Origin of the sequence: Paraburkholderia domus (assembly GCF_905220705.1) — a bacterium.
Classification (GTDB): Bacteria; Pseudomonadota; Gammaproteobacteria; order Burkholderiales; family Burkholderiaceae; genus Paraburkholderia; species Paraburkholderia domus.
This window is the reverse complement of the sequence record NZ_CAJNAT010000041.1, coordinates 1-25,640: the sequence shown is the minus strand read 5'-3', so window position 1 is coordinate 25,640 and position 25,640 is coordinate 1. Positions and strand designations below refer to the sequence as shown.

Below are 25,640 nucleotides of genomic sequence, written 5' to 3'. Positions count from 1 at the left end.
GTATGAACACATTTGATAAAAAGGGTGCCCCCTCTCCTCGCACTCAGATCCGTCGGGAAGCCCAGCGCGCGCAATATGATCAGGCCGTGCTTTACGCCATCCTGGATGAGGCGTACGTCTGTCATATCGCGTTCGCAGACGATAATGGTGTGCACTGCATTCCCACCGCCTGCTGGCGGGAAGGCGAGCATCTCTACGTCCACGGATCCAATGGTAGTCGCATGCTTAAGTTGGCGGCCAGTGGCGCGCAAGTGTGCGTGACGGTCACGCACCTCGATGGCCTTGTGCTGGCTCGCTCGGCGTTCAATCATTCGATGAACTATCGTTCTACCGTGGTCTATGGAGTCTTCGAGTTGGTGTCTGGTGAAGGCAAGGCGGCAGCGCTGGAAACCTTCCTTGAGAGCATCGCACCCGGCCGCTCCCGAGAGGTGCGTGCGGGAAACGCGAAAGAACTCGCCGCAACAACGGTGCTGCGTATCTCTCTGACAGAAGCGGCCGCCAAGGTCCGCACAGGTGGTCCGAGCGACGACGACGATGATCTCGGCTTAGCGGTTTGGGCAGGCGTGTTACCCATGACATTGGCGCCACTTGCGCCAATCGCGGAAGCGGAAACGACTGAGCCGCCTGAATACGTTCGAAGATGGCATGCCGCCAGTCCGAATTCAAAAAAATAGCAAGTCTCAATCACGATCAGAACCACGAGGAAAGTTTGTTTTCTGACAATACTGATCGCACCAGGCGAAACCCGCATCGCCAGAATTTTCGCACTGCAAATCTAAAAAAAACAGTTACTTCCGCTACGGAAAGTGCCCTAGCATTGCCCGGCAAACAATAAACCGGCCAGCGCGCGTATATAAATACGTCAATCGACGCGCGGCCTATCGACCAAAAAAAACGCCATGGCTCAAATTAACGTCTCTGCACGACTGGCACTTGGTTTCGGCACAGTACTCATATTGCTCACAGCCATTTCCGCCATGGGGATGACCGGAGTGGCCAGCATCCGCGGCAAACTCGACGACATCGTCGAGGTCCACGACGCTGAGACGGCACTTGCCACGAACCTGCGGGGCGCCGTCAGCGGCATCGCCATTGCGATCCGTAACATGGCGTTGCTGACGGACGAGAAAGATGTCGCGAGCGAGCAAGCGTCCATCGCAGCGCAGGAAGCGGCTTATACAAAGAATTATCAAGCGCTTGGGCGCCTGTTCAACGCGTCCTCGCTGACGACTGACGACGAACGCCGGCTATTCGCCATGCTGAGGCAGGAAGAAGCCGCAACCTTACCGCTCGTCGAAAAGGAAGCGCGGAGTTGGGCGCTGTCGACTGATCAGGACGCGGCAGTGAAGGTCCTCGTGAGCGAATTGCGTCCGAAACAGGTCGCCTGGCTGTCCACGCTCGACGAACTGCTTACGCTGGAAGAAGCCCGCAGTCGGGCCGCAGCGAACGGCGCCACGTCCACCTACGCGACCTTGCAGGTGATCACCGCCGCCTCGGTGGCAATCGCGCTGCTGATCGGCTTGACGGCGGCGTTTCTGATTACGCGCGGCATACTCAGGCAGCTTGGCGCGGAACCCGCCGAGGCGCAGCGCATGGCACGGGAGATCGCCGCCGGCAATCTTGCGGTGACAGTCAAACTGAACAAAGGCGATGCACATAGCCTGATGGCCTCGCTCGAAACGATGCGCGTGCAATTGACATCCATCGTCACGCAAATCAAGACTTCAGCAGAATCGATCGCAGTACGTGCTGTCGAGACGGCCGAGGGCAACGCCGATCTCTCGCAACGTACCGAGCAGCAAGCCGCTTCGCTACAGCAGACGGCTGCCAGCATGGCGGAATTGACCTCCACTGTCAGACAGAACAGCGAGGACGCCATGCAAGCTAGCGCGATTGCGAACATGGCGTCCGATACCGCAGTCCAGGGTGGCCATGTGGTCGAGCGCGTCGTCACGACCATGCAGGACATCTCCACGAGTTCGTCGAAAGTCGGGCAGATCATCAGCGTGATCGAAAGCATCGCGTTCCAGACGAACATCCTTGCGCTGAACGCCGCCGTCGAAGCGGCCCGCGCTGGTAACCAAGGACGCGGATTTGCGGTGGTTGCGAGCGAGGTGCGCACGCTGGCGCAGCGTAGCGCGGGAGCGGCCAAAGAAATCAAGGCGTTGATCGAGCAGTCGGCCGGGCACGTCGTAGCCGGCGCTCACCTCGTTGCCGAGGCAGGCTCGACCATTGACCGGGTCATGCAATCCGTGCATAAGCTCACCGGCATCATGGGCAAAATCGCGCATGCATCGACCACGCAAACGACGGGCATCGAGCAGGTCAACCACGCCGTTGCCGAAATGGACAAGGTCACCCAGCAGAATGCGGCACTCGTCGAGCAGGTCGCCACCGCAGCGCGATCCATGGCGAGCCGGGCAAGCGGCCTGCGCGATTCAGTGGCGGTCTTCAGAATCGGCGATACGCCGGAAGCGGACGCCGCCATGCATGGCGAGATTGTCTAGCGCGCGGGACCGGCGAAAGTGGTCGCTTGGCGTGGCAGAAACGCTGCGTCGAGCCGATCAGATCGACGGCTATGGCCTTACGCGGGTAGTGCTTGCCCTGCGTGTGTGCGCCGACCAACTGCATCCTGACGACTTGGCGGCTTGGCTCGAAAATGAGGCTGAATATCCGATCCGGACTGGCAAGTAGACACCTGCACCGGGCTGGAAAGACCAGTGAGGCCGATCCGCGAAAGTCGGCTTTTTCGTTGAAGCGCAAGCGGACAACAGGCTACCGATATTCGTCAATCTCGATTGTGCCGTCCAAGGACTCCATCATGGCGCGAATATTGGCGGGTACATCGGGCACGCGGTCGCCCGATGGGTTAAACCAGAAACAGGAGAATCGCACTTTCGCGCCAGCCTGTTGCAAGACCTCCCGAAGATTCTCACGGGGCAACCCAAGGCGATTTACAAGGTATCGTAAATGCGGGGCCAGCAAGTTGCTTTGCACAGCAAGCTCACTGCTGACGCCCCATAGACCGGTTTTCCCCAAGGCCTTGCTGGCCTTGCCTGACGGCAGTGTAAACGACCGCCCTTTAACAATCGTTAAATCGGGCGATACCTGAAAATATCCAGTCCAGAATTCTGGCGATACCGTGTCCCCAGTTATCAGGAAAGACGCATATGCTCCGGCGTCTGCGTCCGGTGCTGAAGATTGTTCATGGTGCATAGTCGTGAATACTGCCCTCAAAGATCCGCCCATTGAATTCCACATCGCCATTATCGTGAAAGATGCTGTTGTCAGCCGGTCCAAGCCCGTTGGCATTCTTGAACTTGTGCAACATCGTTCCGAACGTTTTGTAATCGTATCCAAGCATCTTTGCAGCGAACTTAGGGCTGTTAGTAGAAGCGGCCAGTTCCAGAGTGTCTGCGCTTGCCGTGTCTTCGGTGTACTCGAAAGGCTTCGCATCGCCGAGCGGTGCAGACGTATAGCCGCTATCGTCGGCGTCATCCGCGCCGGAGTTAATGCCGAACGCGGCACCGGCCACGGCATCAACCACGCCAAGCAGATCACCGCCGCTGTCACTTCTGGCAATCGCGCCACGCGCAGCGCCGAGCCGCCTGAGTGGCCGGGTCATACGGACCGGAAAGGATCGGCTCGCCGTTGAACAACGCTGAGCTTGAACTCGCCCAGCTTGAGCCGTATGAGGCAGCCCTTACCATTCCGCCGCCCCCGGACGATCGCCAGCGTAACGGCGCTGGCGTAGGGCGGGATACCCGGCACGAATACCCGTACCCGTGGTTCAAGACAGGCACCAGTCGACCTTCCGCTACCGCTTCCCGAAGCATGCGTTCGACACTCGCGTTGTCGGTAGGCAGGTTCCAGTGGACCACATTCAGCGTATCGCGCAGGAATGACTGAATCTCGTGTAGTTCGGTCCCTCCGCTCACAGTACGCACGTCAGAACGTGGCCGGAAATGGGAGTCGAAATCTCGCCTGTCCTGCTCGACCTGTTCTTGCTCATCGCTCTTCCCGAAGATCAGCCAATTACCTGATGGGGTACGGTAGTCGCTGCCGGGAACCAGCGTACATTGCCAACCGTTCTCCAGCGGGACCGAAAGCGTATTCCATTGCGACATAGACAAACCTGCTTTACTTGTTGTGACAGGAGACTCCAGGCCCGCCCGGTGGTCAACACCTTGCCCAGGCGCTTTATTCGCGGCGATGTAAACGTAGCAGATTGCCGGGGTCCGATGTTTTTGGGATGTGCGCTGTCTTTTTCTGGGCGGAAGATTGTCAACCGTGTGAGCACGGCTTTAAGAAGTGGTTAATCTGCGCCAGCCTCGCAAATTTATACCTGCGGCGGTTTGCGTCGCTTCACCTCTGGCGCGATTTGTGGCAGTCGATTTTGATTAATTATCAAAGAATCAAACGAAGGGGCACGCGCTATCACCGCCGTGCGCTTTTAGTGCGTTGTCTCGATGACCTTCGCAAGCTACCGCTGTTCGTGTGGACGATCGCCGGTCTTTCGCAACAAAAAACCGACCCTTGCGGGGTCGGTTTCCATGCCGCACTCTCCCGGCTGTCAATTTGTCGGACCGTGTGCCGTGACAGGTATCCGCCGTCCGCTATTGGGCGGAAGGTTCACGCCAGCCGCCCAAGGTCTCGAAACCCGCACCGCAGATCACTCACACGCAATCACCGTTTGCGTCAATGCTGCGCGAATGTCGGCAAGCGCATCCTCGAACAGACCAAAAATGGAAACCTGGGCAACGGTCGGGAGATCGGAGAACTGCTCCGCGACTTCTTCCAGACTCAACAGCCCCGCCAGCGCGTGCAATTGATCAATGCGGATAACAGCGGTGTCAGGCGTCGCAGCATGCCGTTGCGGAGAAGCGCATGAAATATCAGTCATGACGCCCCTCCGTTGCGTTGTTATACGCTTCGATGTAAGTGAGTACGGCAGCGCGCTCGGTCCTCTTTGTCTGCTGGAATTTCGATTGCGCCCTGGACAGGTTGCGAAGCGCATCTGCAAGGCGATCCTGAGCGACCACCTTGGCGGTACGCAGAACGGCAATAGTTTCGGATGAGACGGGGGATTGTGTTTGCTCGGGACGAACGGGGATATGACGCATGGTGCGGCTTCCTTTTGCGGGTTTAATGACCCGGCCCCGACGCCAATCGGGGTGGCCGGGCGCAAGGCAGGGTTGGCGTACCGGCGCAAAAGGAAACCGGCGAGCGCAAGCGCTCCCCCACCAAGGCCCGACCATAAAAGGCGCAAGGTGTGCGGACGCAAAAAAACCGCCAGTTGGCGGTTGTCCGCCTTTTGCATTCCGGGACGCCAATCCCGCGTCACTTTTGTTTCAGCGACGTGCCAAGCATACTGGGCGCAGCCGATCCGTGCAAGCACGTGATGCGGCGTACGGCATCAATCCAAAGTCCGTATGCAAGGCCGTAAAGTTCGCGAAGTCGTAGGAGCGATCGATAACCGCTGCAGGATTAAATCAAGATATTGCCGGCTGCATGAGTGCTAGGATCGTGCGGTCCAATTTTGATAGTTAACCGATGAGTCAATGGCGTGAACTCAAGCGAGTGGGATGGACTACTGCGGCTATCTTGGGAATTGCACTGCTTATCTTCATGTTCAACCGCAGACTGGGTAGCACAAAGGATTTTTGGGATATCTTTACCGCAGTTGGCACTGTTGCCGCAGCCGCGATAGCCTTAGCGATCGGCGTGCGGCAGGAGCAGGTACGCTGGGAAGACGCGAACCAACGGGCGCAGCTAGTAGCAGCAAGACTCATCCCTCAACTGACGGCAACCCGTGACGCGCTAAAGTTGCTGACAAGCGAGCTTAGGCGCTACGCAAGGTTCAAGTCGGAATGGCCCAACATCATTCCCTGGTTCGATAAGCTGGGAGACTTGGCGCGCCGCCCCGAATTGCCGATTCCAACAAGTGAGCTAGCTGCGCTGTGCACGCTGCCGAACAATTGCGCAGTTCTTCTCGCGCGCGCGGTCGCATTAATCGAAATGACGGATCGAAACGTCGCCTCGTTTATTAACGACTTTCCGACCGGTGGCGACTCAGACACCCTACAAAGCGATGCGGTACAAATTTGGTCGGATTGGGCAGACGAAGCGTTAAAGCTTGTCCAGGCCACTCTTGCCGAGTGCGAATTCGCGACGAACAGGCTTACTCACTTATCGCGCCGCGACGGTGTTTGATAGCGTTAACGTGCGAAACCTACTCCCCACCATCTTCTGGCGACCCCACCCGCGTCTGACGCGAGGGAGACAACAGCATTAGCAAAAATGCGCTGCGGAATTCAACCCGATGATCGGCTATTTGATGGGCCAGAAAAAACAAAAACCCCGTAAGCGCTTTAACTTACGGGGGTTTTTTATTCATTCTTGGCGGAGAGACGGGGATTCGAACCCCGGATAGGTTATTAACCTATACACGCTTTCCAGGCGTGCGACTTAAACCGCTCATCCATCTCTCCGGCGGGGAGCCGAATTATAGCAAACTTCGCGCCCTGCGCCACACCCATGCGCAAACCCGCCTAAGGATGCCGGATGTAGTCCACCAATGCTCTCGTATAAGCATCCGGTTTCCGGTCCACCAGGCTCACCCCGATCGCCACCAGAAACCCCGCCGGCACGCCGAACACGCCGGAGCTGATCGGCTCGATCCCGAACCACCGGGCGCCCGCGAAGCCCGTCATCTGCGTAAAAAACGGATACGTCGACACGATGTAGTAAATGCACACCACCAGCCCCGCCACCATGCCCGCCACCGCCCCAAGCCGGGTCGTGCGCTTCCAGAACACGCCCAGCACCAGCACCGGAAACAGGCTCGAAGCCGCCAGCGAAAACGCCGCGCCCACCAGAAACAGAATATTCCCCGTATTCAGCGACGCCACATACGACGCGAACAACGCCACCCCAAGCAGCAGAATCTTCGAGATCGTCACGCGCCGCTGGCTCGAAGCCGTCGGATCGACCATGTGATAGTAGACGTCGTGCGATAACGCATTGGCGATCGTCAACAGCAAACCATCCGCAGTCGAAAGCGCCGCGGCCAGCGCGCCCGCCGCGATCAGCCCGGACATCACATACGGCAGCCCCGCGATCTCGGGCGCGGCGAGCACGACCATATCCGGCTGCATCTGAATCTCGCTCCAGCGCACGATACCGTCGCCGTTCGTGTCAGCAAGACTGATCAGACTCGGTTCGACCTTGCGCCACTGCATGAGCCACTGCGGCAAATCCGCAAAATGATGGCCGACCAGGTTGGTCAATATCTCGTACTTGATCAGCACCGCCAGCACCGGCACCGTCAGATAGAACAGCGCGACGAAGAACAGCGTCCAGCCGACCGAGCGTCGTGCGGACGCCACCGAAGTCGTCGTGTTGTAGCGCGTCAGGATGTGCGGCAGGCTCGCGGTGCCAAGCGACAGGCACAGCAGCAGCGACAGGAAATTGCGCTCATGGGTGCGCCGGTCTTCTTCGCTCGTGACGGGAAACGGCTCGTGCATCGGCACCGGCGCTGCCGCGCGCATCAGCATCTCGTCGCGGCGCTGGGTCCAGACGATTTGCGCGGCGGCGGCATCGCGCGGAAATTGTTCAAGCGCCCGCTCGCGTTCCTTGATGTCACGCAGCGGGCCATTGTGGCGGCGCAAATCCGCGACTTCCTGCGTGAGGCGCAGCTTCTCATCAACGAACGATTGCGGCAACGTATCGAGCCGCATCTGCATCAGCGTGGCACGCCGCCGGTAGTCGTCGCGGACGGTCTGCTCAAGCGGCGCCTCACGCACCTGCTTCTCCAGGCCTTCGACCCGCTCCATCAAGCGCCCGTAGTTGAACTGCGGCACCCAGCCGAGGCCATCCTTGTGCGCGATCATCGACACGGGAATCAGAATCGCCGCGATCAGGATGATGTATTGCGCGACCTGGGTCCACGTCACGGCACGCATGCCGCCTAGAAACGAGCACACGAGAATGCCCGCCAGTCCGCAGAAAATGCCGACCGCGAAATCCACACCGATAAACCGCGTCGCAATCAAGCCGACGCCCTGAATCTGCGCGACCAGATAAACGAACGAGCACAGGATCGCCGCTAACGCAGCGAGTCCACGTACGGCATTGCTCGAAAAGCGTGTGCCTAGAAAGTCGGGAATCGTGTAGCGCGCGAGCTTGCGCACGTACGGCGCGAGCAGGAATGCGACGAGGCAATAGCCGCCGGTCCAGCCCATCAGATACGCAAGACCGTCGTATCCAGTCGCATAGATCGACCCGGCGAGGCCGATGAACGATGCGGCGGACAACCAGTCGGCCGCAGTCGCCATGCCGTTGAAGAAGGACGGCACGCGCCGCCCGGCCACGTAATATTCGACCAGGTCAGACGTGCGCGACAGCAACCCGATCACGGCATACACCGCGATCGGTACGAACAGGAACACATAGCCGATCCACACACCCGGGCCGGTGGTGCGCTCGATGCGCCACATCACATAGATGAATAGCAGGAAGCCGAGCGTATAGAGGGTGTACGAGCGGATCAGCCGGTTCGTGAGCTTCATTGGCTCAGCTTCCGTGCACAGGGGGTGCGCCGGAATCGGCACTGGCATCGGCATCGAAAGCGCGTTGCAGACGGCGGTCAGCGCGCTGCATCAGCACGATATAAACGACGATCAACGCAACATAGATCAGAATCGCCCCTTGTGCGCCGAAGTAGAACGGCAAGCTGAAGCCGATGAAGCGCACCTGCTCCAACGCCGGCGCCGCCAACGGCAAAACGAACGACACCGCAAAGCCCACCGTCATCAACGTCGCGATCAAAGCAAGATTGAAGCGCCAGTACTGCTGATGTGCGCGCGCCATCGCTGCCGAGACCGCAGGGGGTTCGGGCGCGGGATTGAGCGTAGCGTGAGAGGTGTGGTGCGGCGCGGCCATGCGCCTATGTATCAAAAAGCCACCGGGCAGGCAATCGGGATTGTCCGCGCGGTGGCTTTAATAGCCGAAGCTAAGCGGCCTATATCTGGGTCCGGTCAAGGGCGCATCGTCCGACATGCCCTTGCCGAAACCTCAGGCGAAGCCAAACTCAGAGCGACTCGCCGAGCTGATCGAGAATCGCCGGGTTCTCCAGCGTGGACACGTCCTGGGTGATTTCCTCGCCCTTTGCAAGCGAGCGCAACAGGCGGCGCATGATCTTGCCCGAACGCGTCTTCGGCAGGTTTTCACCGAAGCGGATGTCCTTCGGCTTGGCGATCGGACCGATCTCCTTGGCGACCCAATTGCGCAGTTCGTTGGCGAGTTTCACCGCTTCTTCGCCTTCAGGACGTGCGCGTTTGAGCACCACGAATGCGCACACGGCCTCGCCGGTCGTATCGTCAGGACGTCCGACCACGGCTGCCTCAGCGACGAGCGGGTTCGACACCAGCGCCGACTCGATCTCCATGGTGCCGAGGCGGTGCCCCGACACGTTGAGCACGTCGTCGATGCGGCCCATGATCGTGAAGTAGCCGGTTTCCTTGTCGCGCACCGCGCCATCGCCGGCAAGGTACAGCATGCCGCCGAGTTCTTCGGGAAAATAGCTCTTCTTGTAACGCTCCGGATCGCCCCACACGTTACGCAGCATCGACGGCCACGGACGCTTCACGACCAGGATGCCGCCCTGCCCGTTCGGCACGTCCTGGCCGGTTTCGTCGACCACGGCCGCCATGATGCCCGGCAGCGGCAGTGTGCATGAACCCGGCACCAGCGGCGTGGCGCCCGGCAGCGGCGTGATCATGTGCCCGCCGGTTTCGGTTTGCCACCACGTATCGACGATCGGGCAACGGCCGCCGCCGACGTTCTCGTGATACCACACCCACGCTTCCGGATTGATCGGCTCGCCAACCGTGCCGATGATGCGCAGCGTCGACAGATCGTAGCTCTTCGGATGCACTTTCTCATCCGCTTCGGCGTACTTGATCAGTGAACGGATCGCCGTCGGTGCGGTATAGAACAGCGTGACCTTGTGCTTGCCGATCATGTCCCAGAAGCGGCCGGCGTTCGGATAGGTCGGCACGCCTTCGAACACCACCTGGGTGCCACCGAGCGTCAACGGACCATACGTGATGTAGCTGTGGCCGGTGATCCAGCCGATATCGGCGGTACACCAGAACACATCCGTGGGCTTCCAGTCGAAAGTCCACTTCATGGTTTGCGCGGCCCATAGCAGATAGCCGCCGGTGCTGTGCTGCACGCCCTTCGGCTTGCCCGTCGAACCCGATGTATAGAGGATGAAAAGCGGATGCTCGGCGCCGACCCACTCCGGCGCGCATTGATCCGATTCGGTCTGCGTGAGTTCGTGCATCCACAGATCGCGGCTTTCGTTCCATGCGATCTTGCCGCCGGTGCGCTTGTAGACGATCACGCTCTTCACCGCGTCGCAGCCGCCCATTGCGATGGCTTCGTCGGCGATGTTTTTCAGCGGCAATGCTTTACCGCCGCGCATCTGTTCGTCCGAGGTCACGAGGGCTACAGCGCCCACGTCGACCAGGCGCTCATTCAGCGACTTCGACGAGAAGCCGCCGAACACCACCGAATGGGTTGCGCCGATCCGCGCGCACGCCTGCATCGCGACGATGCCTTCGATCGACATCGGCATATAGATCACGACGCGATCGCCCTTCTTCACGCCGCGTTTTTTCAGCGCGTTCGCAAAGCGCGACACGCGCTGCAGCAGATCGTTATAGGTGACGTTGGTGACGGTACCGTCGTCGGCTTCAAAAATGATCGCGACGCGCTCGCCATTGCCGGCTTCGACATGACGGTCGAGGCTGTTATACGACGCGTTCAGCTGGCCGTCTTCGAACCACGTGTAGAAAGGCGCCTTCGATTCGTCGAGCACCTTGCTGAAGGGCTTATTCCAGCTTAGCGTCTCGCGAGCGAGGCGCCCCCAGAAACCTTCGTAATCGCGCTCCGCTTCGGCGGCAAGCGCCCGGTACGCGTCCATACCGGAGATCGTCGCACCCGCCGCTGCTTCAGCGGAGGGCGGGAAAACACGGCGTTCCTGAAGAACCGATTCAATCGCAGACATCGACAACCCCTTGGTGAAGATGAAACGTAAAACCTGTGCAGGCGCGCAAGTGGCGCGCCATGTAATCTCGCGCACAACGATGCGGCGCGTATCCCTCAACTGCTCGACGACGAGGTCGCCGGTGCCGCACGGCACCATGCGCACGACCGGGTGTCGACATGTTGCCAAGATAGATGCCGCAACTTACCCGGCACTTACATCCGGTGGCCGCTGCGCGTCGTTTGCCGAGGCATTCGGGATTGTCATGTTAGCTGATACGGTCCGGCACTGTCATGGGCAGCACTCATGCGATCTGCGTTTGGGTCGACCGCGCGCACGATCGACACCAGGGTTATACCGGAGTCAGCGTTAGATGGTTAGCTGACGATTGGTGTTTACCCGCAATTGGATGCCGTTGCGCGCCGGTTGCTAATGAATCTTCAAGCCTTCATCGCGTCACTACGTTGGCCCCCAGCGAGCACGAATGGCTATTTCGACCCAACACCGTATTCAGAGTCGACGAAATCGCCACAGCGACGTCTCAAGACGGGGCTACAACTCCCCGTATCGGTTTGCGTCTAACCGAGGTGCCGATCGAAGCGCCCACCTATGCGAAAAACATCTACACGGGTGAACAGGAACTGGTCAATCCGCCAGGAACGACACCGGTCTATGCACCGCTCCAGCCGACCCGGTCACCACCGGTCAAGCCAACGCCGCCTAACCCTGACCAGCCACCGCCACCGACGCATGGCGATCCAAACCAGCCGGGACCGTCCAACGCGTGACCTGAACGCGATTTCGATGGGCGCCGCCCCTCACGACTTTCTCGTCGACGACACTCGGTTTTGAAATACATAGTTAAACGAATCAATCAATTCGCCGGACGACGTGTAACGCTATACATAAGTAAGGCCAATCGTCCTAGCACCTCTCTACTATTTCATACGCGGAACCAATCCCATACGGTCGGCGACGCGGTTCCGGCTGTTTAGATCCACGCCGATTTTTTTGCTTATCACATACAGGAATATCGACATGCAAGCAGCAATGCAAATCAACAATCCTTTGCTCTCGCTCCAAGGCAACATCAACACTCATCTCAGCGGCGGAGCACTGTCCCAACTATCGAATGCCGCGAGCTTCATCAACTCCGGCTCCAACAGCGGCTTCAATTCCGGCCGCAACTCGTCCGGCCAGTTGTCGAATATGCTGAGCGGTTTCTCCAAGGCCTCGTTCTCCGTCTTCAGCCAAACGACGGGAAACGGCCAAAGCAGCACATTCATCGCACAGGGAAGCATCAGCAATCGCGGTCAGGCCGCGAACCAGCAACCTGCAAGCGGCGGTCGCAATGACAATCATGGTGCCCCAACCAGTTCAACGGGTAGCAACCACTGCAACGACAACTCGCGCGGCAATTCAGCGGGTAGCAACCGCTGCAACGACAACTCGCGCGGCAATTCAGCGGGTGGCAATCGCTGCAACGACAACTCGCGCGGCAATTCAGCGGGTGGCAACCGCTGCAACGACAACTCGCGCGGCAAGCCAACGGAGGGTGAACGCTGCAACGACAACCGCACGCCATCGCGCAACGACCGCGGCTGCAAGGACTCCGGCAGAAGCGACCAGACGCAGTGGAGCAACACCGCGGTTTGCGACAACAAGGCGAGTGTCGATCTGGGCAACTACAAACTCGACTTCAACAAGGCCGATTCGTCGATGGTCATGACCAACACGAAATCCGGCGATACAACGAAGATCTGGGGCGATCCCCATCTCACCCAGCACGCCAACGCCGCCAACTCGTCGACTGCGATGTTCAACGGCCCGATGACGTTCATGCTGCCTGACAACACCAAAGTCACCGTCGGCACCCAGGCGGCCGCGAACAACAAGAATGTCTCGTTCGCAGACCAGGTGACGATCACCCACGGCAATCAGGCCTACCAGGTCACGGGACTGAGCGAGCAGAACAAGGCGGGCCTCAACGTACAGAAGAGCAGCAATGGCCGTGCGCTCGACGCCGCCGCGCCGGACGGCTACACCGTCCAGGCCGCCCGCGACGGCAGTGGCTGGATCAATCCGGCCACCGGTAAGGCGCTGACGGCTGACGACATCACGAAGGCCAACACGTAAGCGAACCTCACGATACGGGGGCAACCGCATCAGTCATTGCCCCCGACGGATGCCGCACGCACGATCGCCGAATGAGCAACGCGGCATCCAACCACCTCATGAATACCCCTTTCCCCGGCCAAGCGCCCGCACTCTCATGCAGCGGCAAAGCTTGGCCATCCGGACGTGGTCGCAGCAAAAATCGCCAGGCAAACCATTCAACCATTCAAGTGCTGCGATCGAGCCCGACGCAGCGATCATCACAACTGTGCGCCGTACGGATGTCTTTCATTCGTTTGCAATCCTGATTGACTGCAGAATAAAACCTCTGCGATACGGCCGTGACTTTCGGCCGCATGCATAAAAAGAATACATGGCGATAAATACGACCCTGCAAAGCAGCATAAGCGTTCAAATTGACTTGCACCTCTCCTCTGGAGATGTGTTCGGCAAAGCCGATTTCAACATTTAACTTCAGCAGAGATCGAAAAATGCAAGTCGATTCATCCAGTAGCCGTCAGAACGTTACTGCCCCTGTCGCAATGGAACAAAGCGGTGTTCAAAGTACCCAGAGTACTCAAGCACCAGTACAGCCTGCGGTGTACGACACATCGGGTGCCGGCAACACGCAACAGAGCGACTCGGGTAGCGCGGGGCCCGTCCCGGTGCAGAACGGGCTGCCCCCGCCCGGGTTCAATGTCGGAACCGAATGGAAGCTGGGTCCCGACGGTGAACACCAGTATGTCGGATATTTTCCGGCGCCGAACCCGCACCCCGGCAATCAACAAGGTGAGACGCAGTGGGATGTCTTTAAGCGCGGCGTCACAGACGGCGCGACGCATCCGGGACAAACCATTGGCAAGATCGTGGATATGTCGAAGAAGGACGGGTCGCATAGCGGCGAGGAAGCCGGAAAGAAGGTCGATAACACACTGGAAAAGTTGCCCGTCGTCGGCGATGCATTGGGTATCACACGCGGGGTCGCCGGCCAGAAAAATCCGGACGGCAGTCCGGTGGTGCCGTCGGCTCCGAACGCTCAGCCAGATGCGAGCGAATCCGTATCACCTCGATCAGGCGGCAAGGCTCCGGGAACCCCCGCATCCGAAGCGCCTTCGATGACGAAGCCAGGCGAGCAGCCCGCGCCTTCGAAGACTCTGCCCGTAGTGAGTAACGGGGCGTCCCGTACATCCGAAACCATTCGACCGACGACAGCGGAACCGCAAGCCACTGCGCCCAAAGAAGGCAAACGCGGGACGAACACCCCGTCCACGAGCGAGGCGCACTTCGACGTGCCCGCGCAATATGCCGCAAAACCGAGCGGGAACCTGCAGGCGGACCGGAACAGCCCCGGCATTTTCCGGGACGATAAAGGCCAGGCCTATATCCAGGCAGCCGACAAAAACTGGGCCGTCCAATACGACAAGGCCAATGGCACGTGGCGCGCATATAGTCCCGACGACGGGTCGAAGGTTCAATATCCCGTCCGACTCGACGAGCAAGGCAACTGGCAAGTCCACAACGACGTCGGGCTCAAAGGCGGGAACCCCGGCGATACTGCGGCCGGCGGCAGCAATCTGAGCAATCGGGACCGCCTCAACACGGAGGTGCAGAAATCGCCAACCGGCAATGAGCCGGGCTCGTATCCCGGCTCCGTCAACATCGTCAACAATCTGCTGCAGCGCCTCGGTATCAATCTGTCGGACCAGTCCGCGGACTCGATCATCAACAGTGTGCGCCAGGTGGATGCCGGGGAACTGGCCCACGCCGCTGCGTCAGCACGCGAAGTCTGGACTTTTGCCCGCGATGTCGCGGACCCCAATCTATCGATGAGAGACCGCTCTGCCGCAGCGCTCGGCATGGTCCTGAACGGCATTGCGGCGCCGGCTGCCATGGCGCAGTTCGATTTGGAGAACTACCACTTCGGTCGCAATCAATCGGCCGACCTGCGCCGCGCGACGCAAATGTTCATGCAGTTTGATCCGCATGCCTAACCGGTATTAACCGTACGGGCGGTGGAGGGACGTCCCTCCACCGCCGCTCGCCCTGCTCTGCTCTGCGCGGCGGCACTAGCCACGCTCGCGGCCATCATGCGCCACGCGTGCGAGAGCCGCCCCCCAACGCTGCCTCGCGTCGTCATGCCGGACCCGCTCGACATTCCAGTCCCGCAGCGCTTCTCCCGCTTCCTGGCTCGCCAGCGCGTGCGCATGCTGCGCGTCGCTCAGTTGCCGCTGCAGCACGGGCGTCTGTGCGTCGTGCGCACGGAGCGTCGCATGCCACTGTCCGCCGGCCCTCTGATCGCGTCGGCAGAACGCAAGCACGCGCTGCCGCTCGGCTGCGTGCCGTTCCAGCGCGGCGGCCTGTGCTGCCACCGCAGCGGCCGCGCGCCGCTCACGCCGGCGCGCGTCGGCCAGCGCGCGGAGCCTGCGGCGCACCCGCAAACCACGCACCCTCGTGAGCAGCCGCCAAAGATCCACCTCCTGCGCCGCGCTGCGCATCACACCGGGGGCTCGCCAGCGCACAAACCGTGCAAGAGCGCGCGCGTTTCGGCCCACGAACTGCACCGGTCGTACGGCTGGCACAGAAAGCGCTGAATGTCCGGGCGCACGTCGATCGCCCGATCCGTCCCGGCGTCGTTACCCCGTTCGTATTCACCGATCTGCAGCAGCATCTCAACCTCCTCATACCGCGCCAGCCAGTCGCGCACGCGGTTGGCGTCGGCACGCTGCGCGGCATCCGCGACGCGATTCATCAGGCGGCTGCGGCTGCGCAAAATGTCGATCGCCGGATAATGCCCGGCCGCCCCCAGTTTCGGCGACAGCTGGATGTGCCCGTCCAGCAGCGAGCGCGCCTCTTCCGCGACGGGATCGGACAGATCGGCCTCGTCGGCGAGCACGGTATAGAAAGCGGTGATGCTGCCCTGCGCCGTCACGCCGGCCGCTTCGATCAGCCGTGGCAACTGCGCGAACACGCTCGGCGGAAAGCCGCCGCGCAACGGCGGCTCGCCGACCGCCAGGCCGAGCTCGCGCAACGCCCGCGCATAGCGCGTCAGCGAATCGAACAGCAACAGCACATTGCGTCCAGTCGCGCGCAAGCCCGCCGCGACTTTGGCCGCGAGTTCCGCCGCCTTGATCCGCTCCGCGGCGGGACGGTCGGACGTCGCGGCAATCACGATCGTCGACGCACGCCGGTGTTCAAGATGGTCGTGAATGAATTCGGCCACCTCGCGGCCCCGTTCGCCGATCAGCGCCACCACGACCGCATCGGTCGAGGCGCCGTTCGCGATCATGCCCATGATCGTGCTCTTGCCCGCGCCCGCCGGTGCGAAGATGCCTGTGCGCTGGCCGACGCCACAGGTGAGCAGGCCGTCGATCGCGCGCACGCCGGTGGCAAACGGCGTGGCGATGACCGGGCGTTCGAGCGGATTGAGCGTCGCCCCCGCATCGACCTGCACCGTCGCGCCAGTCGCGAGCGGCTGCGGCGCGGGACCGCCGTCGAGCGGGTTGCCGAGACCGTCAACCACCCGTCCGAGCAGTCCCGCCGCGTCGAACGTGCCCCACGCCGAGCCGCAGCCTTGCACCTCGGTGATGTCGGAGAGGCCCGCCAAACCGGCGAGCGGCATGACGAGCGCGCCATCGTGCGCAAAGCCGACCACTTCGCCGTATTGCGCCTCGAACGTATCCGGGCGCACCAGCCGCACCTTCTCGCCGATGCGCAACGATACTCCCACCACCCGCGCAACCACACCACGCGCTTCGACCACGCGCCCGCGCAGCGCCGGTGCAGAGGTCAGTACCGGTACGCTATTTCCGGACGATCGCATGATGGTCCCGCTCATGCCGCACCAAGCGTCGCGACAGTCTGGATACGGTAGACGTCGAGTGGAATCTCTTCGATCGCCAGCACCTCGACACGCCAGCCGAAGTCGCTGAACACACGCGCAAGGTGCGGGCGCAGTACAGCATGCGTGACGACCAGACGGATCCCGGACAGGTCAGCGGCAAGAATCTGCTGCACTTGCGTGAGTTGTTCAGCGGACAGCACGCACTGCGGCTCGCCGTCGACACCGCTTCTGATCTGCGCTTCGAGATTGGCCTCCCATGCCGGGTCCAGCACGGCCGCCGCGATCGTCCATGTCTCAAGGTCGGCATAAGCGCGCGTCAGCTGCCGTCCAAGCTGGATGCGCGCTTCCCGCACCATCCGATCAATCGTGCGCTCACCCGCCGGCACGCGCACGACCGCTTCGAGAATCGCGCGCAGATTGCGAATCGGCACACGCTGTTCCAGCAGTTGCCGCAGCACGCTGGCAAGTTGCACCGTGCTCGCGGCCTGCCCCGCCTGCGCGACCAGCTCGCGAAACTCGATCGCCAGTTGATCGAGCAGGAAGCGCGTCTCCTGCGTGCCGAGAAAATCGGCCGCCGAACGTTCGCAGATTTCGGCGAGGTGATCGCACAAGGCCTCGTCCACAGTCGCCTTGTGAATCCCCGGATCGTTGATCGACGCCGCCCTCGCGGCCGGCAGCCAGACCGATTTCGCCGCGCGAGGCCGGTAGCCCTCGACACCTTCGAACGCGATCAGGCTCTCGGCGCCGCTCACCAGCGTGTGGGCGGCAACCAGCGTGCCACTCGCAAACGGTACATCCTCGATATCGACGATGTAGCGCTCCGATTCGAGCCGCGCGTCGCGCAGCAACGCGAGGCCGGGAAACGGCACGCCCAGTTCAACCATCAGGTGGCGGCGCAACTGGCCGAGTTGGCGGTTCAGCGCCTCGGGTCGCAACGCATCGAAGGCCTTCAGGCCGAGCCGCAGCCGCAACGTCGCACTGGTGCCCAGTTCGACATCGTCGAGAATGCGCGGCACGTAGTTGCCACCGTCGCGTGTCATCTCCGGCATCAGCGCGCGCTGCGAGTTCGTCGCGAGTGCGGCGTTGCGTATCAGCGTAATCGCCAGTGCAAGCAGCAGTCCGCCGGCAACCAGAAACTGAATGTGCGGAAAACCGGGAATCGCCGCCAACGAGAGCGATGCAACGCCGGCCATCGCGAGCGCTTTCGGATGCAGCGCCAGTTGCCGGTAAATGTCCGCGCCCAGATGCGTATCCGCACTATCGGCCGAAGCCACGCGGGTAACCAGGATGCCCGCCGCCACCGACACGATCAGCGACGGAATCTGCGACACCAGACCATCGCCGACCGTGAGAATCGTATAGGTGTGCAGCGCGTCGCCGAACGACATGCCGCGCTGCGCGATACCGACCGCCAGCCCGCCCACGATATTCACCAGCGCGACGACGAGCCCCGCCACCGCGTCGCCCTTGACGAATTTCATCGCGCCGTCGAGCGAGCCATAGAAGTACGTCTCACGTTCGAGCGCCGCGCGCATCCGGCTTGCCTGAGCGGCCGTGATCACGCCGTTGCGCATGTCGGCGTCGATGCTCATCTGGCGGCCCGGAATGCCGTCCAGCGTGAAGCGCGCGGCCACTTCGGCCACCCGGTCGGCACCCTTCGCGACCACGATGAACTGGATCGCCGCGAGCACGATGAACACCACCAGTCCGACCGCGACGTTGCCGCCCACCACCAGTTCGCCGAATGCACCGATGATCTGGCCGGCGTGCGCATGCAGCAGGATCATCTTGGTCGACGCGATCGCCAGCGCAAGGCGCAGCAGTGTGGTGATCAGCAATAGCGACGGAAAACTCGCGAGTTCCGCGGCCTTCGATACGTAGAGCGTGGCGCTCAACATCGTCAGGCTGGCGGCAAAACTTGCGCAAATGAACAGGTCGAGCACGAACGGCGGCACAGGCACAATCAGCAGCGCAAGCACCGCGAGGATGCCGATGCCGACGGCGAGGTCGGCGTGACGCGCAAAAAAGGCCGATAGATCGTAACGGCTGAGAATGGAACGGTTCGACATTTTATTGACCAAGCTCCCGATGAAGCGTGCGGCGACGGTTCTTTACGTAGGGGTCGCCTTCGTCGTCGCGGAATTCCCGTTTGATTTCGCTCTTGTCCATGCGCAAACCGCGCAGCCACAGAAAGCGCTGGATGAAATAGTCGGCGGCGCCGGGCACGATTTGCGATGCCGCCATCCAGGCAAGCAGATGCGAGTGCGAGATCGCCGTATAGCCGAGGTGAACCGGCAACGAAAAAACCCAGATGGGCGCGAGCTGCCGCAACCATGCGGCGAGCGCCTGCGCGAACAGAAATAGCAGGATCGCGAACTGCAGCAGCGTGAGTACGATGTCCCACACGAGGCGCAAGCTGAACATCTGCTTGAGCCCGTTGACCGGGTTCAGACGCTTCACGTCGGGTGTCACGCGTTTCCACGCGAGCAGTCCGCGCGTCTGCACCAATTCCGGCACCAGAACTGCAAGCGCGCCGACGCCAAGCGCGGTCAGTACTGCCGGCATGAACGCGCTCAGCGCGCCGAGCGTCGACGCAAGCCGGTCGCCGAACGCAAGCGTGGCGTCGAGTGTCGTCATATGCAGCATCAGCCTCGTGCCCAGCGCATATAGCCGCGGGGCCTCGATGAATAGATACAGCCACCAGCACAGACCGCTGAACGCGACCGTCAGGTGCGTGCTCTTCGCGATCTCGCCGTCCTGGCGCGCGCGGCGGATCCGCTTGGGGGTTGGGGCTTCAGTCTTGTTACTCATCGCAGATGGATCACTTGATCGAATGCAATGCGCAACAGGGCAAAGAGCGGCGGTACGCTCAGCATCGCGGCAAACGACAGGATCAATGCCTTGACGGTGCGCGCGGTGGCAAACGGATTGAGCCGCCTCGCGTGCCGCGACATCAACCCGAAGGCGATATCGATCAGCAGCGCGAGACCGAGCAACGGACTGGCGAGCCGTACGCCTTCGGTCAGCGAGCCGGCCAGGTCGCGCAGCGCAAGGTTGCGGAACACCTCGCTCAGATCGACGTGCAAACGGCCCGGTGGCCATAACACCCACGCATCCGTGAAGAAGCCAAACAGAAGCGGCAGGCCTGGCCCCGTAAAGAGCGTCAATGCGGCAAACTGCAAAAACATCGTTTCGAATAGCGCCGCTTCGTGCTGGAAGTGCGGATCGTAAATCGACGCGCTGGAGTAGCCACCCTGCTGGTCGAGTATCGCGCCCGCCGCAGCCGCCGCATGAAAGATCGTGCCGAGCAGCAGGCCGAGCGCGGCACCCGTCGCCGCTTCGACGCAGATCGCCGGCAGCAGTGGCGCCGGCCAGCCGATCTGTTGAGGCAGCATGGCCAGCGCAAGCAACATCGGCAGCCGTAGCAGGATGCCGAGTGAACCGCTCTGACCAAACGGCACCAGGAACAGCGCCACTGCGGGTCTGATCGCACAGAACGCAAAACCCTCGAGATAGCCGGTGTAGTTCATGTTCAATGCGGGCGCCCCGCCGCGATAAAGGTAAACACATGGGTGAGAAAGCGCGTGAGCTCGCGGCTCGCCCACGGCGCGGTAACGATCAGCACTGCACCGACGCAGATAATCTTTGCACCGTAAGGCAGGCTCTGATCCTGTATCTGCGTGACAGACTGCAACAGTCCGATCAGCAAACCGATGACAGTCGCCACGGCCAGAGCCGGCAGCGACAACCAGAACACCAGCATGAGCGCATCGCTGGACAACGTGGCAAGAGACGGGACACTGTTCATTTGGCATAGCCGACGATAAGGCCGTGCATCAGCTTGGAAATACCTGACACCGACACGAAGATAAAGAGCTTCAATGGGATCGATACCGTGCTTGGCGACAGCATCATCATGCCCATGGCGGTCAGCACGTTGGCGACGACCAGATCCACCACCAGAAAAGCGATGTAGAGCAGAAAGCCCGCCTCGAACCCGCTCGATATTTCGCTGATCAGAAACGCGGGAATCAGCAACTGGAAATCGGTCTCGCGAACGTCGTGCTCGGGATCGATCCGCATCGCGGCGCCGACGAGAAACTTCCGCTCGTCGGCCCGCGAATGCTTCAGCATGAATTCGCCAAGCGGACCGCGCACCGCCTGCCACAGTTCGGCGGGACGCGGCATCGCAACTTCGCCGTTCTCGCCCACCGGCAGCGCGGCTTCAATCTTCGCGGCAGTCGGCGACATCACGACCAGCGTCGCCGCGAGCGCGATCCCCGAAATCACCAGGTTGCTCGGCGCCTGCTGCACGCCGAGCGCCGAGCGCAGCAGTGTCAACACGATGCTGAACTTCGTGAACGAAGTCGTCATCACAACCGCAAGCGGTAGCAGACCAAGCATGAAGAACACGCCGACAGTCTGCAGCTGATCGAGTTGAGCGGTCATGCCGGCAGATCCTCATGGGTTAGCCGGGTCACGCGCACGCCTAACGAACCCTCGATTTCGATCAGCTCGCCACGCGCAAAGGGAATGCCCTGGCACAGCAGCGTGACCTTGCGCTCGCTCGCGGGCAGCCGGAACGCAACGATCGATCCCTGCCGCAGATGGGCCAGTTCAGCGACTGACAACGATAGCGTGCCGAGCACCGCGTCGAACGCGAACGTCAGGGCATCGATAGGCAACAGCTCACTGGTCACTTCAGCGGGCGGGGTTTCATCATTCAGGACATGGTCTATCAAGGTGTGCTCCTCAGTGAATTTCAACAAAATCCGGCACGCGCCCAACCGCAACGGCACGCGCAGGTAACACGAATGACGGTCGATCAACAGCGCGTCGCCCACCGCGATCTTGCGCAAACGCGGCAGCGACATTGACGGGCCGGGCATACAGATCGGCATGCTCACGTACAGGCGGCGCAGCAGCGCCTCGCTGGAGAGCGGCGCCGGCATGCGCCGTTGCAGCCAGGCATCGACCGCGGGGCTGCAAAACGAGAAATGTGCAGCGCGGCCGCTCGCCGCGTGCGTGACGGCGATGCCGTACGCACCAGGCTGCGTGACTGCATCGAAAGCGACGGCGGTGACGTCGATCGTGAAGCCGAACAGCCCTTCCAGTGCGCACAGCCAGTCGCTCAGCGCGTCAGCGACGTGCATCAGGGCCGTGTCGCCGCGCTCGGCGATCACGGACGGCGTCAGCTCCGGCAGCAGCGCGCCGGCATCGCACGCGGCGCTAAACGGCGCTTGCGCCGCCGTGCCGGACACCAGCAATGGATAGCGCGCGCGGCACGGCTCGAACTCCAGCGTGAAGCGGCGTGTGCCGACACGGACTGCCCGTGGCCGGCCGAAGTGCCGGATCGCCAGGTTGTGGCGCTCGGCGTCGGACCTCGCGAGGGTTTCCAGATCCGGCCAGAGACTCATGCGGCCTCCCGCACGAACTGGCGTTGAACGACGCGACCCGGAGTCGGCGACGTGGGCAGCGGCGGCAGGGGCGCCTGTGGCGTGGCCAGCACGGCCAGCGTCAGCCGCACACCACGCTCGATGTTGTCGAGCGCCGTACGCCCCGACCCGTCAGCCAGGTCGTAGGTGCGCAACACTTGCGCCACGCCGTCCCGGATGCCGCGCTCCAGCGCCCGCAGTTGCATTTTCAGGCCACCGTCGATCACGCCAGCCTCGGTTTCGATGACGCACGAATGCGCAGGCAAGCCCGCATCGGCCAGAACCGTGCAAAGCGGCGTGCCGAGTTCCTGCTCGATCGCTGCGATCAGTTGCGTGGCGTCCTTGAACACCGGCGTGGCAACACGCACAGACACAAGTCGTTGCGACTGCGACACGGCGACCGCGCGGCGCAACTGATTGGTCAACGTGGCCGACGGCGGCAGTCCGCCGACAATGTCGCTCACCGCGCTCAGCACGATCTGCGTCAACCGGTCCTGTAAGCGATGCGCAGCAAAAGCCGCGGCAGCCGCACGGCCGACGTGTTCACGCAACGCGGCGGCCTTGCCCGCTGAGTAACCACGACGCCACGCACGACGTTTGAGCCCACGCACCTGCATGGCGAGGCGCGCGCGCTCTTGTGCCGCTTCGGCCACACGCTCGGCTTCGACTGCGCGAAGGCCTTCGAGCGACGCCAGTTCGAGCGCGCTCAAATGACCGTCGGATTCGATTCGCCACACGCCCATTCGACAGATCAGCATGAGTGCCCCTTCATCAAACGCCGCGCGTCGGCAACCAGTTCCCGCGCGTCGAGCGCCGACAAGCCGTGCACGCGATAGTGCGTCGCGGCCTCCGATATCTCGCGCGGCAGGCGCAGGCTCCACCAGAATGCATTGCGGGAGTCCGCCGCAGCCTGCATCGCCAACGCGAGTCCGAGCGCCGTCATGTCGTGCCGGCTGGATAGCGTCGGCGGCGGCTCGACTTCCAGGTCGGCCGCGTCGGCGCGCGGGTGCCGTTGAATCGCAGCAAGCAAGCCCGGCGCGACGCTGACCGCCAGCGCAGCACGAGCCCGGGCAGCGACTACGCGGCGCAACGAACGGGCGAACGCGAGTGCGGCAACGATCCGGCACAAGCGCGCGCACGCCGGCCGCGGCCAGAGCGGCAGGACTGGCGGTACGTCGGCAAGCGCCACCTGAACGAGTTGCGGGTAACGGCTGAACAGCAAGGCATGAGCGGCACGCGCGGCACGCTCGTGACGAATCGGCTGCCTCGCGTCAAGCCAGCTGTGATGCGCCCAGTTGGCGGGTGCACAGGTATAGGCGCGTTTCATGTGTCGTCTCCGGTGCGGGTCGTGGATTTCGACGGACGAGTGCCGGCGTCCGCAGTGTCGACAGTGTTCGCGTCAGTGGCGTCGCGTTGCCCTTTCCGCACGGACTGCGCGAAGTCTCCGAGAGGGAGTCCGGCACTACGCCCGCGAGGCTTCCGTTTGAACCACGTGCGCGTTTCCGAGTGCCACAACCACATGAAGCCGGCCGCCAGCAGCACGAGCATGGCCAACACGCACAACATCGCCGTGGTGCGCATCGACGCTTTGCCGCTGTCGTGCGCGCAGGCCGTCGCTTCGACCGCGCCCGCGGCGCTGGCGACGTCGGCACCGTCTGCGCAGGTGCCCGGAAAGGTCAGCACCGGCGTTACCGGCAGCAACGTCAGCGACACGCGCGCGGGCGTCAGGCCTTCTACACTGCCCGCCACCAGTGCGCGAATCTTGTCGCGCATCAGTTCGATGTTGTAGTCGCTGCGGTAGCGCATCATTACGGACGCCGAAGGCAGCGTGTCCTGCACGGGATCCATCGGATCTTTTGCGGGCAGCACGATGTGCACGCGGGCGAGCAGTACGCCGTCCATCTTTTCGAGCGTGTCGGACAGTTCCTGCGACAGCCCATACACGTAGCGGACGCGATCCTCCTCCGGACTCGAGATCAACCCCTGACGGCTAAACAGGTCGCCGAGATTCGCGTGGCCGCCGCGCGGCAGTGCGTACGCGCTGGCCAATTCGGTGGCGACCACCGCATCGGCGTCGTCGACCGAGATGTTCCAGGTCCGGTCCGCGTTGCGCTCCTTGTAGCCGTTGATGCCGTGATGGCTCAGCGCGGCGACGATGCGGTTCGCCTGGTCCTCGTCCAGGCCTTCAAAAAGCGAGGTTCTGCAGCCGACGAGGAAAAGCAGGACCGGCAGCAGGATCAGAGTGCGGCGCATTAGCTTCGTTGCGTCAGCGTCTGGATTGCGCGGCCGATCTCGTCGGCCACGCGCACCGTCATCTGCACCTTCACCGCGAAGGCACCCATGTCGGCCTGGAGACGCAGCATGTCGGACGTCGAGACGCGGCCAGAGTCAAGTTGATCGAGGTGCTGCGACAGTTGCTGCGCCGACGCATCCTGCACGTTCTGCGCATGCGCCATCAGACGCTCGACCAGCGAAGCGCCGTCGCCCGAACCGTCAGCGGACAGGCCCGCGGCCGGAGCCACGGGGGACAATGGGCCGGCTTGCGTCGGCATGGGGGTGACCGGGGGTTGCAACATATCAATGCCCGCCTAGATTAGTGAGTCGTTCTATGGTTGAAATGGAAGCCGCAGCGGGAACGGCACGAGCGGCGCGGGTATAAGGTGCGCATTCGGGCAGATTCAGAAATGCCGCCGCCATCGAAATCGCACCAGGTTCATCGCCGTCCGTCACGGCCATCAACGTGCGCGCGCCGAGCGCGTAGTGGCCCTCGAAAATCTGACACACGCCGAGCCAGGCGCGTGCCAGCGCGCTGTCCGGCGCAACGTCGAGCGCCCGGCCGAAAAGCAGCGATGCGCCGCGGTAATTCGCACGATCGAGTTCGACAAGACCCTGCCCGAGGTACGGAAAGGCCCGCTGCGGATACAGCAAGGCCAGCCGGTCGAACAGGTAGTGCGCCTCGTCGAAGCGTCGATGAACGCGAGCGTAGTGACCGATCGAAATCAGCAGTTCCAGTGTGTCGTCCTGCATCTGCAATGGCTCCCGAAAACGCCGCGAGGGCGTCTTCGTCCTGGTTAATAAAACGTTACTTGGAAGCATTCCAATCCCGCGTCGGGCTCGGCGTTGGCGGAGAAACGGAGATGCGGTATACCGGTGAACGGCAGCGCCGCAATGACCGACACGGCAATGGTGCATGCCT

General features: G+C 62.0%; 25 protein-coding genes and 1 tRNA gene. 5 read left to right on the top strand and 21 right to left on the bottom strand.

Annotated features, from left to right (window positions below; translation table 11 throughout):
- Nucleotides 1-2: 2 nt before the first annotated feature.
- Nucleotides 3-674 (top strand): pyridoxamine 5'-phosphate oxidase family protein, encoded by a 672-nt coding sequence (locus tag KHO31_RS35690; protein WP_201084198.1) that lies wholly within the window; start codon nucleotides 3-5, stop codon nucleotides 672-674.
- Between the two features lie 225 nt (nucleotides 675-899).
- Nucleotides 900-2,507, top strand: coding sequence for a methyl-accepting chemotaxis protein (locus tag KHO31_RS35685; protein WP_201084199.1), 1,608 nt, complete (start codon nucleotides 900-902; stop codon nucleotides 2,505-2,507).
- 268 nt (nucleotides 2,508-2,775) lie between these two features.
- On the opposite strand, the gene KHO31_RS35680 is transcribed toward KHO31_RS35685, so the two are convergent.
- The 4 genes from KHO31_RS35680 to KHO31_RS35665 form a co-directional block, all read right to left on the bottom strand.
- Entirely contained in the window at nucleotides 2,776-3,216 is a 441-nt protein-coding gene (locus KHO31_RS35680; protein ID WP_201084203.1) for a DUF4279 domain-containing protein, read from the bottom strand.
- Nucleotides 3,206-3,625 (bottom strand): hypothetical protein, encoded by a 420-nt coding sequence (locus tag KHO31_RS39630; RefSeq protein ID WP_236061799.1) that lies wholly within the window; start codon nucleotides 3,623-3,625, stop codon nucleotides 3,206-3,208. The genes KHO31_RS35680 and KHO31_RS39630 overlap by 11 nt, the downstream gene beginning before the upstream one ends.
- A gap of 1,047 nt (nucleotides 3,626-4,672) precedes the next feature.
- Nucleotides 4,673-4,903: a hypothetical protein gene (locus KHO31_RS35670; protein WP_211625630.1), complete on the bottom strand. Its 231-nt coding sequence runs from the start codon at nucleotides 4,901-4,903 to the stop codon at nucleotides 4,673-4,675.
- A complete protein-coding gene (locus tag KHO31_RS35665) occupies nucleotides 4,896-5,123 on the bottom strand; it encodes a hypothetical protein (RefSeq protein WP_201084201.1) in 228 nt (75 codons plus the stop codon). Before KHO31_RS35665 ends, KHO31_RS35670 begins: the two co-directional genes overlap by 8 nt.
- A gap of 430 nt (nucleotides 5,124-5,553) precedes the next feature.
- Between KHO31_RS35665 and KHO31_RS35660 the strand changes: the two genes are divergently transcribed.
- The gene (locus tag KHO31_RS35660) at nucleotides 5,554-6,213 is read left to right on the top strand and encodes a hypothetical protein (protein WP_201086155.1); all 660 of its coding nucleotides are present in this window, start codon (nucleotides 5,554-5,556) and stop codon (nucleotides 6,211-6,213) included.
- Nucleotides 6,214-6,400: 187 nt separating this feature from the next.
- Here KHO31_RS35660 and KHO31_RS35655 read toward each other — a convergent pair.
- The 4 genes from KHO31_RS35655 to acs all read right to left on the bottom strand — a co-directional run bounded on the left by KHO31_RS35655 (nucleotide 6,401) and on the right by acs (nucleotide 11,074).
- A tRNA-Ser gene (locus KHO31_RS35655) sits at nucleotides 6,401-6,491 on the bottom strand.
- A 60-nt stretch (nucleotides 6,492-6,551) separates the two neighbouring features.
- Nucleotides 6,552-8,570 carry a sodium:solute symporter family protein gene (locus KHO31_RS35650; protein WP_201083999.1) on the bottom strand — a complete coding sequence of 673 codons (2,019 nt, stop codon included), beginning with the start codon at nucleotides 8,568-8,570 and terminating at the stop codon, nucleotides 6,552-6,554.
- Between the two features lie 4 nt (nucleotides 8,571-8,574).
- Nucleotides 8,575-8,943, bottom strand: coding sequence for a DUF4212 domain-containing protein (locus KHO31_RS35645; RefSeq protein WP_201083998.1), 369 nt, complete (start codon nucleotides 8,941-8,943; stop codon nucleotides 8,575-8,577).
- Nucleotides 8,944-9,091: 148 nt separating this feature from the next.
- Entirely contained in the window at nucleotides 9,092-11,074 is a 1,983-nt protein-coding gene (acs, locus tag KHO31_RS35640) for an acetate--CoA ligase (RefSeq protein ID WP_201084001.1), read from the bottom strand.
- Between the two features lie 1,017 nt (nucleotides 11,075-12,091).
- Here acs and KHO31_RS35635 point away from each other — a divergent pair.
- Together KHO31_RS35635 and KHO31_RS35630 are read left to right on the top strand one after the other, a co-directional pair.
- Nucleotides 12,092-13,189, top strand: a complete 1,098-nt coding sequence (locus tag KHO31_RS35635) for a DUF1521 domain-containing protein (RefSeq protein WP_211625628.1) — start codon at nucleotides 12,092-12,094, stop codon at nucleotides 13,187-13,189.
- A 644-nt stretch (nucleotides 13,190-13,833) separates the two neighbouring features.
- On the top strand, nucleotides 13,834-15,159 hold the full coding sequence (locus KHO31_RS35630; RefSeq protein ID WP_211625626.1) for a hypothetical protein: 1,326 nt from the start codon (nucleotides 13,834-13,836) through the stop codon (nucleotides 15,157-15,159).
- Nucleotides 15,160-15,234: 75 nt separating this feature from the next.
- Here KHO31_RS35630 and KHO31_RS35625 read toward each other — a convergent pair whose 3' ends face one another.
- The 13 genes from KHO31_RS35625 to KHO31_RS35565 form a co-directional block, all read right to left on the bottom strand.
- Nucleotides 15,235-15,600, bottom strand: coding sequence for a hypothetical protein (locus KHO31_RS35625; protein ID WP_236061782.1), 366 nt, complete (start codon nucleotides 15,598-15,600; stop codon nucleotides 15,235-15,237).
- Nucleotides 15,601-15,662: 62 nt separating this feature from the next.
- On the bottom strand, nucleotides 15,663-16,988 hold the full coding sequence (locus tag KHO31_RS35620) for a FliI/YscN family ATPase (RefSeq protein ID WP_211625624.1): 1,326 nt from the start codon (nucleotides 16,986-16,988) through the stop codon (nucleotides 15,663-15,665).
- 11 nt (nucleotides 16,989-16,999) lie between these two features.
- Nucleotides 17,000-19,078: a flagellar biosynthesis protein FlhA gene (locus tag KHO31_RS35615; RefSeq protein ID WP_211625622.1), complete on the bottom strand. Its 2,079-nt coding sequence runs from the start codon at nucleotides 19,076-19,078 to the stop codon at nucleotides 17,000-17,002.
- A 1-nt stretch (nucleotide 19,079) separates the two neighbouring features.
- Nucleotides 19,080-19,820, bottom strand: coding sequence for an EscU/YscU/HrcU family type III secretion system export apparatus switch protein (locus KHO31_RS35610; protein WP_201083992.1), 741 nt, complete (start codon nucleotides 19,818-19,820; stop codon nucleotides 19,080-19,082).
- Nucleotides 19,817-20,539, bottom strand: coding sequence for an EscT/YscT/HrcT family type III secretion system export apparatus protein (locus KHO31_RS35605; protein WP_211625620.1), 723 nt, complete (start codon nucleotides 20,537-20,539; stop codon nucleotides 19,817-19,819). The genes KHO31_RS35610 and KHO31_RS35605 overlap by 4 nt, the downstream gene beginning before the upstream one ends.
- A 2-nt stretch (nucleotides 20,540-20,541) precedes the next feature.
- Entirely contained in the window at nucleotides 20,542-20,817 is a 276-nt protein-coding gene (sctS, locus tag KHO31_RS35600) for a type III secretion system export apparatus subunit SctS (protein WP_201083990.1), read from the bottom strand.
- Nucleotides 20,814-21,458, bottom strand: a complete 645-nt coding sequence (sctR, locus tag KHO31_RS35595) for a type III secretion system export apparatus subunit SctR (RefSeq protein ID WP_201083989.1) — start codon at nucleotides 21,456-21,458, stop codon at nucleotides 20,814-20,816. The genes sctS and sctR overlap by 4 nt, the downstream gene beginning before the upstream one ends.
- A complete protein-coding gene (locus KHO31_RS35590) occupies nucleotides 21,455-22,426 on the bottom strand; it encodes a FliM/FliN family flagellar motor switch protein (protein WP_201083987.1) in 972 nt (323 codons plus the stop codon). The genes sctR and KHO31_RS35590 overlap by 4 nt, the downstream gene beginning before the upstream one ends.
- Nucleotides 22,423-23,202 (bottom strand): flagellar biosynthesis protein, encoded by a 780-nt coding sequence (locus KHO31_RS35585; protein ID WP_201083982.1) that lies wholly within the window; start codon nucleotides 23,200-23,202, stop codon nucleotides 22,423-22,425. The genes KHO31_RS35590 and KHO31_RS35585 overlap by 4 nt, the downstream gene beginning before the upstream one ends.
- Nucleotides 23,196-23,771 carry a hypothetical protein gene (locus KHO31_RS35580; protein ID WP_211625618.1) on the bottom strand — a complete coding sequence of 192 codons (576 nt, stop codon included), beginning with the start codon at nucleotides 23,769-23,771 and terminating at the stop codon, nucleotides 23,196-23,198. Before KHO31_RS35580 ends, KHO31_RS35585 begins: the two co-directional genes overlap by 7 nt.
- The gene (gene sctJ, locus KHO31_RS35575) at nucleotides 23,768-24,697 is read right to left on the bottom strand and encodes a type III secretion system inner membrane ring lipoprotein SctJ (RefSeq protein WP_201083980.1); all 930 of its coding nucleotides are present in this window, start codon (nucleotides 24,695-24,697) and stop codon (nucleotides 23,768-23,770) included. Before sctJ ends, KHO31_RS35580 begins: the two co-directional genes overlap by 4 nt.
- The gene (locus KHO31_RS35570) at nucleotides 24,697-25,020 is read right to left on the bottom strand and encodes an acyl carrier protein (RefSeq protein WP_201083971.1); all 324 of its coding nucleotides are present in this window, start codon (nucleotides 25,018-25,020) and stop codon (nucleotides 24,697-24,699) included. Before KHO31_RS35570 ends, sctJ begins: the two co-directional genes overlap by 1 nt.
- Nucleotide 25,021: 1 nt before the next feature.
- Nucleotides 25,022-25,471 (bottom strand): tetratricopeptide repeat protein, encoded by a 450-nt coding sequence (locus KHO31_RS35565; RefSeq protein WP_201083968.1) that lies wholly within the window; start codon nucleotides 25,469-25,471, stop codon nucleotides 25,022-25,024.
- Between the last annotated feature and the right edge of the window lie 169 nt (nucleotides 25,472-25,640).